Annotated in this window: 12 protein-coding genes; 9 read left to right on the forward strand and 3 right to left on the reverse strand. The window is 49.9% G+C overall.

The features are described 5' to 3' along the window. Positions 1–166: 166 nt before the first annotated feature. Positions 167–820 carry a GTP cyclohydrolase I FolE gene (folE, locus tag AC6R0S_RS07140; protein ID WP_334551936.1) on the forward strand — a complete coding sequence of 218 codons (654 nt, stop codon included), beginning with the start codon at positions 167–169 and terminating at the stop codon, positions 818–820. A 187-nt stretch (positions 821–1,007) separates the two neighbouring features. After that, complete coding sequence (dbpA, locus tag AC6R0S_RS07145) at positions 1,008–2,324, forward strand: ATP-dependent RNA helicase DbpA (RefSeq protein WP_487901541.1); 1,317 nt, start codon at positions 1,008–1,010, stop codon at positions 2,322–2,324. A gap of 68 nt (positions 2,325–2,392) precedes the next feature. Here the strand turns inward: dbpA and msrB are convergent, their stop codons facing one another. Continuing rightward, the gene (gene msrB, locus AC6R0S_RS07150; RefSeq protein WP_500637542.1) at positions 2,393–3,559 is read right to left on the reverse strand and encodes a peptide-methionine (R)-S-oxide reductase MsrB; all 1,167 of its coding nucleotides are present in this window, start codon (positions 3,557–3,559) and stop codon (positions 2,393–2,395) included. A 222-nt stretch (positions 3,560–3,781) separates the two neighbouring features. After that, positions 3,782–4,984 carry an aromatic amino acid transport family protein gene (locus AC6R0S_RS07155; protein ID WP_500637543.1) on the reverse strand — a complete coding sequence of 401 codons (1,203 nt, stop codon included), beginning with the start codon at positions 4,982–4,984 and terminating at the stop codon, positions 3,782–3,784. A 333-nt stretch (positions 4,985–5,317) separates the two neighbouring features. On the opposite strand from AC6R0S_RS07155, the gene AC6R0S_RS07160 reads away from it, so the two are divergent. The 4 genes from AC6R0S_RS07160 to AC6R0S_RS07175 all read left to right on the forward strand — a co-directional run bounded on the left by AC6R0S_RS07160 (position 5,318) and on the right by AC6R0S_RS07175 (position 8,889). Next, positions 5,318–5,440: a hypothetical protein gene (locus AC6R0S_RS07160; RefSeq protein ID WP_334551932.1), complete on the forward strand. Its 123-nt coding sequence runs from the start codon at positions 5,318–5,320 to the stop codon at positions 5,438–5,440. A 58-nt stretch (positions 5,441–5,498) separates the two neighbouring features. After that, on the forward strand, positions 5,499–6,083 hold the full coding sequence (locus tag AC6R0S_RS07165) for an acyl carrier protein phosphodiesterase (RefSeq protein WP_500633128.1): 585 nt from the start codon (positions 5,499–5,501) through the stop codon (positions 6,081–6,083). Between the two features lie 36 nt (positions 6,084–6,119). Next, positions 6,120–7,379, forward strand: coding sequence for a DEAD/DEAH box helicase (locus AC6R0S_RS07170; protein ID WP_500637544.1), 1,260 nt, complete (start codon positions 6,120–6,122; stop codon positions 7,377–7,379). A gap of 310 nt (positions 7,380–7,689) precedes the next feature. Beyond that, complete coding sequence (locus tag AC6R0S_RS07175) at positions 7,690–8,889, forward strand: type III PLP-dependent enzyme (RefSeq protein ID WP_334551929.1); 1,200 nt, start codon at positions 7,690–7,692, stop codon at positions 8,887–8,889. A 138-nt stretch (positions 8,890–9,027) separates the two neighbouring features. Here the strand turns inward: AC6R0S_RS07175 and AC6R0S_RS07180 are convergent, their stop codons facing one another. After that, entirely contained in the window at positions 9,028–10,155 is a 1,128-nt protein-coding gene (locus AC6R0S_RS07180; protein WP_500628235.1) for an acyl-CoA desaturase, read from the reverse strand. A gap of 241 nt (positions 10,156–10,396) precedes the next feature. Here AC6R0S_RS07180 and AC6R0S_RS07185 point away from each other — a divergent pair, with 241 nt between their 5' ends. From AC6R0S_RS07185 to AC6R0S_RS07195, 3 genes are all read left to right on the forward strand, one after another. After that, positions 10,397–10,957 carry a GNAT family N-acetyltransferase gene (locus AC6R0S_RS07185; RefSeq protein WP_487901456.1) on the forward strand — a complete coding sequence of 187 codons (561 nt, stop codon included), beginning with the start codon at positions 10,397–10,399 and terminating at the stop codon, positions 10,955–10,957. A gap of 98 nt (positions 10,958–11,055) precedes the next feature. After that, positions 11,056–12,198: an efflux RND transporter periplasmic adaptor subunit gene (locus tag AC6R0S_RS07190; protein ID WP_500637545.1), complete on the forward strand. Its 1,143-nt coding sequence runs from the start codon at positions 11,056–11,058 to the stop codon at positions 12,196–12,198. A gap of 9 nt (positions 12,199–12,207) precedes the next feature. Then, positions 12,208–15,360 carry an efflux RND transporter permease subunit gene (locus tag AC6R0S_RS07195; protein ID WP_500637546.1) on the forward strand — a complete coding sequence of 1,051 codons (3,153 nt, stop codon included), beginning with the start codon at positions 12,208–12,210 and terminating at the stop codon, positions 15,358–15,360. Positions 15,361–15,442 lie beyond the last annotated feature (82 nt).

Below are 15,442 nucleotides of genomic sequence, written 5' to 3' on the forward strand. Positions count from 1 at the left end.
GGGTTGACGTAATGGTTTACACTCTACCATACAAAAAGCAGCACAAATCAATCCCCGTCAGTAAAATGTGGATGTAATTATTCAAAAATCCGAGTATCCTTGTCAGCCATCCGAAAGGGGTAAATATCCCGATTTGACGGCAGTTAGAGTATTAAGAGGAAGTCGAATGTCAGGTCTTAGCGAGTCCGCGAAGTTAGTAAAAGAGGCGCTAGAACGTCGCGGGTTAGAAACCCCGATGGTGCCCAACGAATTTAGCCGAGACGAAAAGAAGCAGAAGATCGAGCATCACATGCGTGAGATCCTCGCCCTGCTTGAGTTAGACCTAAGTGACGACAGTTTGGAAGAGACGCCGCATCGCATCGCCAAAATGTACGTGGATGAGATTTTCTCTGGTTTGGATTACGCCAACTTCCCTAAGATCACCGTGATCGAAAATAAGATGAACGTCAGTGAGATGGTCCGTGTTAAAGACATCACCGTGACGAGTACTTGCGAGCACCACTTAGTGACGATCGATGGTCGTGCCGCGGTGGCGTACATCCCGCGCGGTAAAATCATTGGGTTGTCCAAAATTAACCGCATCGTGCGCTTTTTTGCTCAGCGTCCACAGGTCCAAGAGCGAATGACTCAGCAGATCTTGGTGGCCTTGCAAACCTTATTGGAGTCGGACGATGTCGCGGTAACGATTGATGCCACTCACTATTGTGTCAAATCTCGCGGCGTGATGGACGCGACCAGCGAAACCACCACCACGGCGTTGGGGGGGATTTTCAAATCGAACCCCGCGACCCGACATGAGTTTTTACACGGTATTCGATAGATAAGTAAAAACCGCTTCTTGTGAAGCGGTTTTTCGTTTTACCCATTTTAAGCGTTACGAGCGCAGACCAAGCGCTTGTTACAGTCGCCACCGCGCGAACCCATATTGAAACAACAAGGACACCAGAGTGAACCTTTCATTTGACCAACTTAACCTCAAAACCGAACTCAAGCAGACCCTAGACTCAATGGGTTACACTGAGATGACGGCCATTCAGCAGCAGGCGTTGCCGCTTATTCTCGACGGGCAGGATGTCATTGGTCAGGGGAAGACGGGCTCTGGTAAAACCGCGACCTTTTCTCTTGGCGTGCTGAACAATCTGAATGTGGGTCGTTTTCGTGTTCAATCATTGGTGCTGTGTCCTACTCGAGAGCTGGCTGACCAAGTGGCGACCGAGATCCGCACGCTGGCGCGAGGCATTCACAATATCAAGGTACTGACGCTGTGTGGCGGCATGCCAATGGGCCCTCAAATTGGCTCATTAGAGCATGGCGCGCATATTTTGGTCGGTACACCGGGGCGTTTGTTGGATCACCTCAGCAAAGGTCGTATCAATCTTGATGAGCTGAACACTCTCGTTTTAGACGAAGCGGACCGCATGCTGGACATGGGTTTTGAAGAGGCCATTGATGCCATTTTGGCTGAGGCGCCAACAGATCGTCAAACCTTGCTGTTTAGTGCCACTTTCCCAACCAACATCGACAGCTTGGCGCACAAAGTGATGCGCGAGCCTAAGATCGTTAAAGTCGAGTCGACCCACCAAAGCAGCACCATTACTCAGCAGTTTTTCCAACTGGAGAGTACCGAGCAAAGAGACGATGCCCTTGAGGCATTGCTTCTGACGCATAAACCTGAGTCGTCAGTGGTGTTTTGCAACACCAAGCGAGAAGTGCAAAACGTGACGGATGAGTTGTCTCAGCGCGGTTTTAGCGTGGTCGAGTTACACGGCGATATGGAACAGCGTGAACGTGAACAAGCTTTGACTCGCTTTGCCAACAAGAGTATTTCTATTTTGGTTGCCACCGATGTGGCGGCGCGCGGATTAGATGTCGATAACCTTGATGCAGTCGTCAACTTTGAGCTGTCACGCGATCCTGAAGTGCATGTTCACCGAATTGGCCGTACCGGTCGTGCGGGCGCAAAAGGGATGGCATTGAGCTTTTTCAGTGAAAAAGAGCAGTACCGCGTAGCGCGAATTGAAGAGTACATGGACATAGAGATCACACCACAATCGGTGCCGGAAAAGCCGATGGAAAGACCTTATTATCCAGCGATGCAAACCATCCAAATCCTCGGCGGTAAGAAGCAAAAAGTGCGCGCGGGCGATATCTTAGGAGCGTTGACCAAACAAGCGGGCATTGATGGCAGTAAGATTGGCAAAATCAACATCCTACCTATGGTGTCGTATGTCGCGGTGACGCATGATGCCGTCAAAACGGCACTAAAACAGCTACAAACCGGTAAGATGAAAGGCCGCACCTTTAAAGCGCGAGTGATGAAATAATCGTCATTACACCCGATGGAAAGACAAAATAGCCAGCAATGACGCTGGCTATTTTTATGGTAATTCAATCAGCCTTCGAACAAATAGAGATAGTGCTCGTAGCCCTGTTTAGCCATCTCCTCAAGCGGGATAAATTTCATCGCCGCTGAGTTCATGCAGTAGCGCAACCCTGTTGGCGCCGGCCCATCTTTAAAAACGTGGCCTAGGTGAGAGTCAGCGAATCGACTGCGTACTTCTGTTCTTGGGTAGATGAGCTTAAAGTCGGTTTTAGTGACAATGTAACGCTCATCGATCGGCTTGGTAAAGCTCGGCCAGCCCGTGCCTGATTTATATTTATCGGTTGATGAAAACAGCGGTTCACCAGTGACGATGTCCACGTAGATGCCAGCTTGTTTGTTGTCCCAATATTCGTTGTCAAATGGGCGCTCAGTCCCTTCCTCTTGGGTCACGTAGTATTGCAGATCGGTTAGGCGAGCTTTGAGTTCGTCATCGCTCGGTTTCGCGTAGGTTGTCACCTCTGATGTCGAGCCACTGGCTTGACCGGAGTTTTGGTTGATCATCTCACGCAGTGTCACTGGGTTTTCGTTGCGGTCTTCACCAAAAATCGAGTCCAGATATTGGTCGCGTCCAGATGCGTAACGATAGTAGTTGTAACGCACTTTACTCTTTTTGTAGTAGTCCTGATGGTACTCCTCTGCAGGCCAGAAGGTATCGAATGCAATGAGCTCTACTTTCAGTGGCTTTTTAAACACGCCTAATTTGTCCACATCGGAGAGGAATTGGCTGGCAATATTGCGCTGTTGTGGGTTGTGATAGAAAATGGCGGGGCGATAGTGACGACCGCGGTCAACAAACGAGCCCTGGTCATCGGTAGGATCGATATGACGCAGCAGCTGATCGAGCACTTGCTCATAGCTTACTTGAGAGGCATCAAAGGTCACCTGAATCACTTCGATATGCCCGGTTTTGCCTGAAGAGACTTGTTTATAGGTCGGATTGTCGAGCGTACCACCGGAATAGCCGGACACCACATCAATCACGCCGTCCAACTTTTCTAGATCCGATTCCGTGCACCAGAAACATCCGCCGGCGAGCGTTGCGGTTTCTATCTGAGCGGTATTCTGAGGGGCGTTCGTTGAGGGGCTATCTCCCGCGCTTTGTGTATGACCAAGAAAAGACGTCGCCACTGCCGCAATGGCAATAAGGGCTAAGGTCACGTGACTGTTCAGTTTCATATCAACCTCGTTGAATTTGACTATCTCTACACAAGACAGAGCCAGTTACGAAAAACTTTCACATAAAATCGTCTCCCTATACTCCTATTCCACCCCCAACGATCAAACTCGCTCCCACAACCCACAACCCACAACCCACAACCCACAACCCACAACCCACAACCCAAAAAAGGCAGCCACGCTGCCTTTCCATCATCCATAATCACTGACTATTAATGTTGCTTAACCCAGAGCCGGGAGCCAACCTGCAGTGATGAGCACTTGCGCGCCGACAATGATAAGTCCAGTCAGCCCACATATGTTCAGCGCTATGTTGCCACCAATGACTTGATAGCCCGCGCTTTGATGCGTTTGCCTTGAGCGCTTCACCATCCATACTGGTAGGAATATCGCCAATACCGCTAAGGCTATCGCCGCGTAACCGAGCGCCATAATAAAGCCTTCAGGATAGAAAAGGGCAAAGCCCATCGGCGGCAAGAAGGTCACGACGCCGATGACCCAACGATTAGGTCGGCGCGTCGATGTTGTCAGCGAGTCGCCGAGGAACTCGAACAAGCCTAAACTGACACCGAGGAAGGAAGTCAGCAGTGCAAGGTCAGCAAACAGGCCGATGGTTTGCGCCAAGTTAGATTGATGGACTTGTTCGCCCAAGGTGCGAATGAGCGCGCTCAGGCCTTGGTTGTCCACCAGCGTACTTTGACTGACGACGCCCAGAGTCACCAACTGCCAAAATAGGTAAATCACCAAGGGGATTGCCGAGCCAATCATAATCGCTCGGCGCAGTGAGGTCGTGTGGCCGTCCAAGTAATTCACAATGGCGGGAATACTGCCGTGAAAACCGAATGAGGTGAAAATCACGGGAATAGCGGCGATGATCAAACCTTGCTCAATCGGAAGACTCAGTAGGTAAGATTGCGTCACATTGGGTGCTAGGAAGGCCAGCACCAACGCCATCGCGAGCAGCTTTACGCTAAAGAGTACGCGATTGACTTTATCCACGGTGCTTGTGCCAATGGTCACCACGACAGCAACAATGAGAGTAAATACAATGGTGGCGACAGCAGGGGAGACCTCAATTGCTGCAATTTGCGCTATACGCTCACCAAACTGCGCGCCACCCCCTGCGATGTAAGCAGCGCAGAGTGCATAGAAGAGAAACATCATGGCAAAACTGGCGAGCCACTTGCCTCGCTTACCGAGAAATTGCTCGGCCAATGTGTGTAGTGTCGCTTTGGCGTCGGCGTGTTGATGTAACTCGACCATCAACAGTGCGGTGTAAGCCATCAGGGCCCACAACACGAGCATGATGAGTAGAGAGGTGGAAAATCCGATCCCAGCGGACGCAAGTGGCAGGGCCAGCATGCCCGCTCCTATGGTGGTACCAGCAATGATCAAAGTACTACCGAAAACCTTTGATTTAGACATGTATGAAATTCTTTACGTGTTATTGGTGTTTGGTTAGAGAATAATGGCGTTAATAGGGGCAGGGTTAGTGCTTTATTTAACTTGATGGCGATTATGTTGGAGCTTTCCCTTGAGATCAAGAGAAATGTACAGATAAAACTCCATTGTTGTACATTATTGTTTACAGTTGGCTGTGTAATGCCTATTCTGGCAGTCATGAAAACGTTTTGCACTGGATCTCAGTGCGCTATCGAGTGCCAAGGGGTTTTACTTTTCAAAAAAGTGTCATATAACAGACGTATAAAGAGACCTGCTTGAGGCTCGAGCAGGGGAAATGAAGAATAAGGAGGTCCTATGAGTGACCAAGCAATCAACGAAGAGAATCTTGAACTCCTCGATGCGATGGAAATCGGGTTTGATTTATCGAACTACGATGAAGAAACCCTCGAACTCGCCAAAGAACTTTTTGGTCAGTAAGTGTTACCCAACCCTCTTTTAGAGAATAGCCAGTGCGGATGCGCTGGCTTTGTGTTTTATGAACTACCTCGCTCACCTACATATCGCGACCGCGTGTGAGTCAAACCTAATGGGAAACTTGCTCGGGGATTTTGTTAAAGGCAATCCCGAGGGGCGTTTTCATCCTTCAGTGGTGGATGGCATTAAGTTGCATCGATTTGTCGATTCGTACACCGATCGCCACCCATTAACCGCGCAGGCAAAGTTGCTTTTCGCCCGTGAAAAAAGGCGTTATGCGCCCATCGCGTTAGATATGTTCTGGGACCATGCGTTAGCCTGCCGCTTTGATGAGTATCATCCCGTCTCGCTTGAGCAATTCAGTCAATCTGCGATGCGCACCGTTCTACGCCAAGCTCAGCAGACAGAGCAGCCACTACCTGAACGTTTTATGCGTGTTGCTAACGCAATGCACCAAGGTCAATGGTTGAGCTCGTATCAAGAGCTCGACAACATCCGCTTTGCACTGAGCCGAATTGCTCAGCGCTCGCCTAGAATGACGCCATTGGGGCATTGCGGTGAGGATTTAAGCCGAGAATCTGCTCACTTAATGGCGATTTTCGACCAATTGTATTCAGACGTGCTCAACGCTGCGCAGAGTTTCTGATAGAATCGCCGACCCGACTCTATTTGGAATTGCACAATGTCTCTATTTACTCAACTTGGTCTTGATTCTTCGCTTGTCGCAGCGGTGGAACGTTTGGGTTTCGATACGCCCACAGCCATACAAGAGCAGGCCATTCCAAAAGTACTGCAAGGGGTCGATTTGTTGGCCGGTGCGCAAACTGGTACGGGGAAAACCGCCGCGTTTGGTTTGCCGATTATCCAACTTTTGAGCCAAGCGGCGTTAAAGCGCGATCCACAAAGCAACGATGTGTTGGCGCTGATCGTGGTGCCAACGCGTGAGTTAGCGCAGCAAGTGTACGACAACCTCAGCGCGTACAACCACACCAGTGAGTTGCACATTGTTACCGCCTATGGCGGCACAAGCATCAATGTACAAACGCGTCACCTCGCCAATGGCTGTGATATTTTGATCGCTACGCCTGGGCGCCTGCTTGATCACCTTTACTGTAAACACATCCAACTTAAGAAAACACGTTACTTGGTGTTGGATGAAGCGGATCGCATGTTGGATATGGGCTTTATGCCGGATATTCAACGCATTCTCAAAGCGACAAACCCGGAGCGTCAAACGCTGTTTTTCTCTGCCACTTTTGATAAACGCATCAAAACGCTGGCGCACAAAATGCTCAATGATCCCCAAGTCGTGCAAGTGTCTCCGGCCAACAGTACCGCTGAGAAAGTGGAGCAGATGGTCTATCCGGTCGACAAAAAACGCAAAGCGGAATTGTTGGCCTATTTGATTGGATCTAAAAACTGGCAGCAGGTGTTGGTCTTTACCAAAACCAAGCAGGGCAGTGATGCCTTGGCCAAAGAGTTAAAGTTAGATGGCATTAAGGCTGCTTCTATCAACGGTGATAAAAGCCAAGGGGCACGCCAACAAGCGCTAGACGATTTCAAATCAGGTAAAGTGCGTGCGTTGATTGCCACGGATGTCGCCGCGCGAGGCTTAGACATTGCGCAATTAGAGCAGGTGGTGAACTTCGATTTACCTTACAAAGCGGAAGACTACATTCACCGGATTGGCCGTACGGGTCGCGCGGGTCAAGCCGGGCTAGCGGTCTCTTTGATGGCAAAAGACGAAGAGTACCTGCTTGAGGCGATTGAGCGTTTGCTTGATCAGCGCTTGCCACAAGAGTGGCTGGCGGGCTTCGAACCAAGTCTGATTGAAGAGATGGAACCTGATCGTGCGCCAAGGAAAAAAAGCCGTTCATCGGAAAAGCGTAAAATGAAAGCCAAGCTGAAAATTCATGCGGGACGCGGACAGAAAAAGGGCTGATCACAGGCGTTAGGTCATCGTGTGGAGTGAATAAAGAATCCTTATCTAGACGATAAAAATAAGTCTCTTTTCTTTTGCCCATTTCCTATTGCACTGACCGACTCATGACCTTACTATCGCCCTGCTTCTTGATGATAGCCAATCCGAGTACATCACATTCTGTTTTGTGGCAAGGCGATAGAGCAACTATCCAAGAGTGACTTTGACTGCGCGTATTGCGCTTTATTGACGCTCCATTGTTCATCGATTTGCTTACCCCTCCAATAGGGCAGCGCGACGAGCAATGCCTAAATTGTTGGAGAAAGCTATCATGGCTAACACACACTCAGTACTTGGTTTTCAATCTTTTGCTTCCCCTGCGATGGCAGCGAGTGAAGCGCAATTCATCGAATCAGCGGTGAGCCAATATGGCGCACCTTTGATGCTCCTCGATTGCGACATCATTCGTGAACGCTACCAAGCGCTAAGCCGTGCACTGCCGAATGTCACCTTGCACTTCGCACTTAAGCCACTGCCACACCCTGCTGTTGTTCGCACTCTGCTTGAAGAAGGGGCGAGTTTTGACCTTGCCACTACCGGCGAAGTGGAATTGGTGGCCGAGCAGGGCGTGCCTGCTGAGCGCACGATTCATACTCACCCAATCAAACGTGATGCCGATATCCGTGATGCCTTAGCGTACGGTTGCAACGTGTTTGTGGTCGACAACTTGAACGAGTTGGCGAAGTTTAAGCCTTATCAAGATGAAGTTGAGCTGCTAGTGCGCTTGAGTTTTCGCAACAATGAAGCGTTTGCCGATTTGTCGAAGAAATTTGGTTGCACGCCAGAGCAAGCACTCGTGATCATTGAGACAGCGCAAATGTGGAATATTCGCATTAAAGGACTCTCTTTCCACGTGGGTTCACAAACGATGAACCCGCAGAAATACGTCGACGCGATTCACGCCTGCCGTGATGTCATGGACAAAGTGGTGGCGAAAGGGCTTCCGGCACTGAGTACTTTAGATATCGGCGGAGGTTTCCCAGTGTGCTATACACAAAAAGTGATGCCGATTGATGAGTTTTGCCAACCGATCAACCAAGCACTTGCTACCCTACCAGAAACAGTGCAGGTGATTGCTGAGCCAGGACGTTTTATTGTGGCAGAGGCAGTAACCAGTGTGGCATCGGTGATGGGCCAAGCGGAGCGTGAAGGTCAGATGTGGTACTACCTAGACGATGGTATCTATGGCTCGTTCAGTGGTCTCATGTTTGATGATGCGCCTTACCCAATGGCGGTACTGAAGCAAGGTGGCGAGATGATGCCAAGCGTACTGGCAGGTCCAACCTGTGACAGTATTGACGTGATTGCGGAAAACATCATGCTACCGATGCTCGAAAATGGTGACTTGGTGGTGGGCCGCATGATGGGTGCGTACACTAGTGCGACCGCGACCGACTTCAACTTTTTCAAACGTGCGACTACGGTGTTGATCAACGAGCATCGTGTACAAGACGAGCGTATGATTGGCTAATAGCCAGAGTGCGGCTTGAGCGGTACTCTAATCAAGACAACCATTATCGAAACATGAATACAACAAAGGGAGCGTCAGCTCCCTTTGATCATTTAAGGCTTTTAGTTTAGATACTTTAGACTGAACAAAGTGTTCTGATTAGGCGTATTGAGCGATCTGTCCTTCCCAGCGACGTTTTTGTGCGGCGAGATCCTGTTTCAACTGTTGATAGCGCAGTTTTAAGAGGGATTGCTCGTAGCGCTCAACCATGTTGCTTTTCTTCGCTTCGAGGACCTGCTTCTTCACCTCGTAGTAGTCGGTCATTTTGCTCATCAACTGCTCAAACTCTTTGTTGAGCGTATCGCTGATGAGGCTCGCATTTGGCATAGAGCGAATGTTAGATTTGGCTCGCTCTAGCGTCATTTTTGCGCGCGCTTTCTCTATCTTAATCTTGGGAGTCACGCGAAGTTTCTCCGCCAATCCTACCCATTCACAACTTTTGATTAGCCACTTAGTTGGATCGTACTGCCACCAATGAATACCATTGCGGTAGTCATTTTCAAAGATGTGGTGGTAGTTGTGGTACCCCTCGCCAAACGTGAAGAACGCGAGAATCCCGTTGTCACGTGCGGTGTTCTTGTCCGTGTAAGGTTGAGCGCCCCAGATGTGCGCCAATGAATTAATGAAGAAGGTGGAGTGGTGACTCAGCACCAAACGCACGACGCCCACCATCAACACCATGCCCCAAACATCGCCATATAGAAGGCCAAGGCCCACAGGAATACCAAGGTTGGTCACCAACGCGAGTAAGAGATAGTGTTTGTGTTGCCACATCACGATCTTATCTTTCTGTAAGTCGCGGCAGTTGGCGTAATCGGCGTAGATCTCTTGATTGTAGTTTCTTAGCATCCAGCCAATGTGAGAAAACCAAAACCCGCGTTTGGCCGAGTATGGATCTTTGTCATTGTTGTCGACGTGTTTGTGGTGGACGCGATGGTCAGAACTCCAATGGAGGATACTGTTTTGCAGAGCAAAAGCACCACCGAGCGCAAACAGCAATCGGATAGACCAGTGACCTTGGTAGGTTTTGTGGGACCACAAGCGATGATAGCCTGCAGTAATGGAGAGATTACAAAACGAGTACGTCACCACCAGCCAGAACCAGTGTTGCCACTGATAACCAAACTCGATGCCATACCACGGAGCGGCAATCGCAGCGACTAAAAAGGTAGAAACAAACAGTAAAACATTGACCCAAATGAGAGGCGGCTTTTCCTTAATCGACATGATGCAAACCTTCAGCTAACACGTGTTCGCCAGAATAGTCAGCGTACACGTGTAAGTCAAACGAAAGTTGAAAGGACTGAGAGCTAAATCTGTAACAGAGTAATTCACTGTTTTGTTTGCAAAGTGAACCCAATAGGCCCGGATTTATTGCTTATCTTTGACAGGATGTTTGGCTTTTTGTTAAATGTTCAATAGTATGAATGTGTAATTCATCCTTACAGGAAGTAATAAGGAACTATAAATGGAAATAAAAGTAGCGGAATATAGCGACTTCGAGCGTATAGCAGGATTGCATGCAAAAAGTTGGCAACGCTTCTATTCTGGCATCCTATCTAAAGCGTATCTCGGAGAAGAGGTACAATCCGAACGTAAAATCATCTGGCAAACGCGCTTAACCAATCCACCGTTCAATCAAGCGGTGTATGTGATTGAAGAAGGTGGGCTATTGTGCGGCTTTGTGTGTGGTTTTGGTAATCATGATTTTGAGCGCGGCACCATCATTGATGCCCTTCATGTGGATGACTACTTTCGCGGTCGCGGTATTGGCCTGACACTACTCAAAGCGATTGCCGATTGGGCACGTCAATATTTCCCTGATAACGGCGTGTATCTTGAAGTACTCAAGGGGAATCAGCAGGCGATTGATTTCTATGAGCATATTGGTGGTCAGTTAGCACAAGAGAGGCTATGGAATGCCCCATGTGGTACTCAAGTTCCAGAGCTGGTTTATACCTGGCCATCGCCCGACGTTTTGTATCAACAAGTTGATAACTTATTGCAAAGGCGTTTAGTTACAAACTGATACACAATACGGTATCGCTCTGATACTTCTCGGACAGAAGCGATGTGAATTGTGTTTATGTTCATGATGAACCTATTTCATTTCATTAGCGGTTTATCATGAAAAAGACGTTAATCATCACTGCGCTCACCAGTGCGCTTTTTATTACAGGTTGCAACGATTCTTCTACGGCTGCCCAAGGTGGATCAGCGCCGTTAGTGGTCGTTGAACCTGTCACTGAAATTTCCTACCAAGAAAGCAAATCCTACATTGGCCGCGTGGAGGCGGTGGAAGACACCAACATCACGGCACAAGTGACAGGCTACCTTAAAGCGCGCCATTTTGACGAAGGGCAGATGGTGGCAAAAGGTCAGCTGCTTTTCACTATCGAACCTTCTTCATTTGAAGCGCAATTGGCGAGTGCTAAAGCAAGCTTGGCGCAGGCCAACGCCGCGCTGAAAAAAGCGCAACTCGATTTCGAACGCGGGAAAAACCTCTTGCCCAAAGGCAGTATCTCGCAGTCAGAATTTGACAATTTGAATGCCAACTTGCTTGGCGCGCAAGCACAAGTTGAAGCAGGCAAAGCGCAAGTCAACTTGGCTGAGGTCAATCTCTCGTATACCCAAATTCGCGCACCGTTTTCGGGTCGCATCAGCGAGAGCCACTTCAGCACCGGCGATCTGGTCTCTCCGCAAAGTGGTGTGCTGACAACGCTCGTCAGTCTTGACCCTGTCCACACCGCGTTTAGCGTCAGTGAACGTGAACGCTTAGCCCTCGGGATGGATTCAATCAAAGGCGATGGCCGTGAAGGGGCCCACTCTGTCGAAGTACAGGTGCTGCTTGAAAACGGTCAACCTTTCGACCACTTTGGCGAGCTGGACTATTTAGGGAATCGTATTGATCTCAACACAGGCACTATCGCGATGCGCGCGCGTGTGCCAAACCCTGATTATCGCTTGCTTCCCGGGCAACATGTGCGTGTTGAGTTGCGAGAGAAACAAGCAAAGCCGGCGGTAGTGGTGGCAAGACGTGCAGTACAAACCGACTTAGAAGGGCACTTTGTTATGATCCTAGCAAAGGGGAATATTGCTGAGCGCCGCAACGTGACGCTTGGTCAGCAAACACCGCAAGGGGTGATCATTCGAGATGGCGTGATGGCTGGCGAGCAGGTAATTACCCAAGGTCTGCAACGTGTCCGTAATGGCGTGCCTGTCCATGTTTCACCGCAAGATGAAACGTCGACAAATGCGACGCAATCGTAAGGGGGCAGGATGCTGAGTCGTTTCTTTATCCAGCGCCCTAAGTTCGCGCTGGTTATCTCGATCATATTAACCTTAGCTGGTGCGATTGCATTGGCAATCTTGCCGGTGGCTGAGTACCCGAAAATTAGTCCCCCTTCGGTCAGCGTGAGCGCGTTTTACACCGGGGCGAGTGCCGAAGTTGTTGAGCAAGCCATTGCCGATCCGATAGAAACCTCGGTTAACGGCGTTGAGAACATGATCTACATGTCATCAAAAAGCGCTAACGATGGTTCGTACAGTCTCAATGTCACCTTCGATGTCGGAACCGATCCAGATATGGCGCAGGTGAACGTGCAAAACCGTGTCTCGCAGATTGAGTCCAAGTTGCCCCAAGAAGTCCGTATGGTCGGGGTGACGGTGAAAAAGCGCTCGCCCGATTTGCTGATGGTGCTTAACTTCTACTCACCCGATGGCAAGTATGACGATCAGTTTTTGATCAACTACATTAACCTCAACGTTAAAGATCAGCTCGCGCGAGTGAAAGGCATCAGTGAAGTGAACGTTATTGGAGGAGGCGAATACGCAATGCGTGTTTGGCTCGATCCAGACAAGATGGCTAACCTGAAACTGACCACATCGGATGTCTACGCCGCACTCAGTGAGCAAAATGTGCAAGTGGCTGCCGGTCGAGTGGGGGCTGCTCCATATAGTGAAACTCAGGAAGTGCAGTTTAACCTAGTCACTAAAGGGCGTTTGGAGAGCGTTGAAGAGTTTGAGCACGTGGTGCTGCGCGCTAACCAGGATGGGGCGACGGTCTATCTGAAAGATGTGGCAAGAGTGGAACTGGGCAAAAAGTTTTACGATGGAAGCGGTCAGTTCCGTGACCGCGATGCGTCGATTGTCGCGTTATCACTGCAATCGGATGCCAATGCGCTGGAAAGTGGTCAAGCGGTGATGGATTTGCTTGAACGCATGAGCGCCAACTTCCCAGAAGGCATGGCGTATGAGACCAGTTATGACACCACAGTGTTTGTCGCTGAATCGATCAAAGGGGTGGTCAAAACCTTAATTGAGGCGATTTTGTTGGTGATTGCGGTGACCTACCTGTTCTTAGGCAGCGCGCGAGCCACCTTGATTCCGGTCTTTGCCATTCCGGTCTCCTTGATTGGTACTTTTGCCATCATGCAAGCGACGGGCTTTACGATTAACACCGTCACCTTGTTTGGTTTGATTCTGGCTATCGGTATTGTGGTTGATGACGCAATTTTGGTCATCGAAAACGTGGATACCACGATGGTGAAAGACCCGACCATTTCCCCGCGTAAAGCCACTTTGCTGGCGATGAAAGAGGTGACAGGGCCGATCATTACCTCGACACTGGTGTTGCTGGCGGTGTTCTTACCTGTTGCTATGTTGCCGGGTATTACCGGCATTATGTACCGTCAGTTCGCGTTAACCATCTGTATCTCTGTGGTAATTTCGTCGATCAACGCGCTGACCCTCTCGCCGGCACTCTGTTCTTTGGTGCTCAAACAGGGCGGAGGCAATACCGCCCGTTGGTTTAACGTCTTCAACCGCGGGTTAGATAAAGTGACGCATCGCTATGGTCAAATCGCGGGTTTCTTGGTGAAAAAGACCGTCTTACTGGCCGGATTCTTTGTTGTTGCCGTGGTGGCGGTCGGCTTTTTCGCTAAAACGACCTCTACCGCCTTTGTTCCCCAAGAGGACAAAGGCATCTTATTGATCAATGTCCAGTTGCCTGACTCTGCATCTTTGTCGAGGACCGAGGCGGTCACGGGGTCGCTGATTGATTTGGTCAGCCAGGAGCCGGGCGTAGATGGCGTGACGGTAGCGAATGGCTACTCCTTTATGACCGGTGCCGCAGCGTCAAACGGTGCATCTCTGTTTGTTAAACTGCACGATTGGAATACGCGCAATGCGCTCACAGGTGATCACAGTGCCAATGCGATCGCCCAGCGGATCAACGGAAAAGCTTCGATGACACTACCGCAGGCGGTTGTATTCGCAATGGGACCGCCCGCCGTGCCAGGCATGGGCGCCGCGTCTGGGTTTGAGTTCGTACTCGAAGACACGTTGGGACGTAGCCGAACCGATCTGGCGCTGGTCATGGGGCAGATGATTGCAGCGGCCAATAAGCAACCTGAGATCGCGTATACCTTCAGTACCTTTAGGGCGAACGTACCGCACTATTACGTCGATATTGATCGCGAAAAAGCGCAGCAATTGGGTGTACCGTTGTCGTCAGTATTCCAGACGCTGCAAGGCAACCTGGGTTCACTCTATGTCAACGACTTCACCATGTTCGGTAAAAACTTCCGCGTCACGATGCAAGCCGATGGCGAGCATCGCCGCGGCATGGACGATTTGCAGCGTTTCCATGTGCGCAGTCAGTCGGGAGAGATGGTGCCGCTGAGTACTTTGGTTAGCTACGAGCAGGTGTTTGAGCCCGATGTGGCATGGCGTTACAACATGTACCGCAGCGCCATTATTCAAGGACAACCGGCACCGGGTTACTCCAGTGGCGATGCGATTGCAGCGATGGAGCGAGTCGCTGCGGAAGTGTTACCACAAGGCTACCAATACGAGTGGACAGGCATGGCCTACCAAGAAGTCTTAGCCGGTAACCAAGCGATCTTCGCGTTCGCGCTGGCGTTGATTTTTATTTACTTATTCATGGTGGCGCAGTACGAAAGCTGGAGTATTCCACTGGCGATCATCTTGGTTGTGCCGGTTGCAACGCTCGGCTCGTTCTTGGCGTTAAACCTTGCCGGAATGCCACTCAATCTTTATGCGCAAATCGGACTGGTGCTGCTGATTGCCTTGGCGGCGAAGAACGCCATTTTGATTGTCGAGTTCGCTAAGGTCGAGCGCGAAGAGAAAGAGTCACCGATCGATGAGGCGGCAGTTCAGGGCGGTAAGCTGCGTTTTCGCGCCGTTAATATGACGTCTTGGTCGTTTATCTTGGGTATCTTCCCATTGATCTTTGCCAATGGTGCGGGCCACATCAGTCAAAACTCGTTAGGTGTTTCTCTTATCGGCGGGCTGTTGTGTGTTCTACTTGCAGGTACTTTCTTAATCCCAGGTTTCTACGCTTTGGTGCAGAGGCAGAGGGAAAAAGTACATGGTGGCCCGACGAAATTGATTCCGCTGGATGATGAATAACTTGGATTTCACATACGGTTGAATGCATAAAAAACGCTCTGCCATGTGGCAGAGCGTTTTGCTTTGGATGAACTTAGCGAGT

It is taken from the genome of Vibrio sp. R15-SG3-ISO1B, assembly GCF_059833835.1.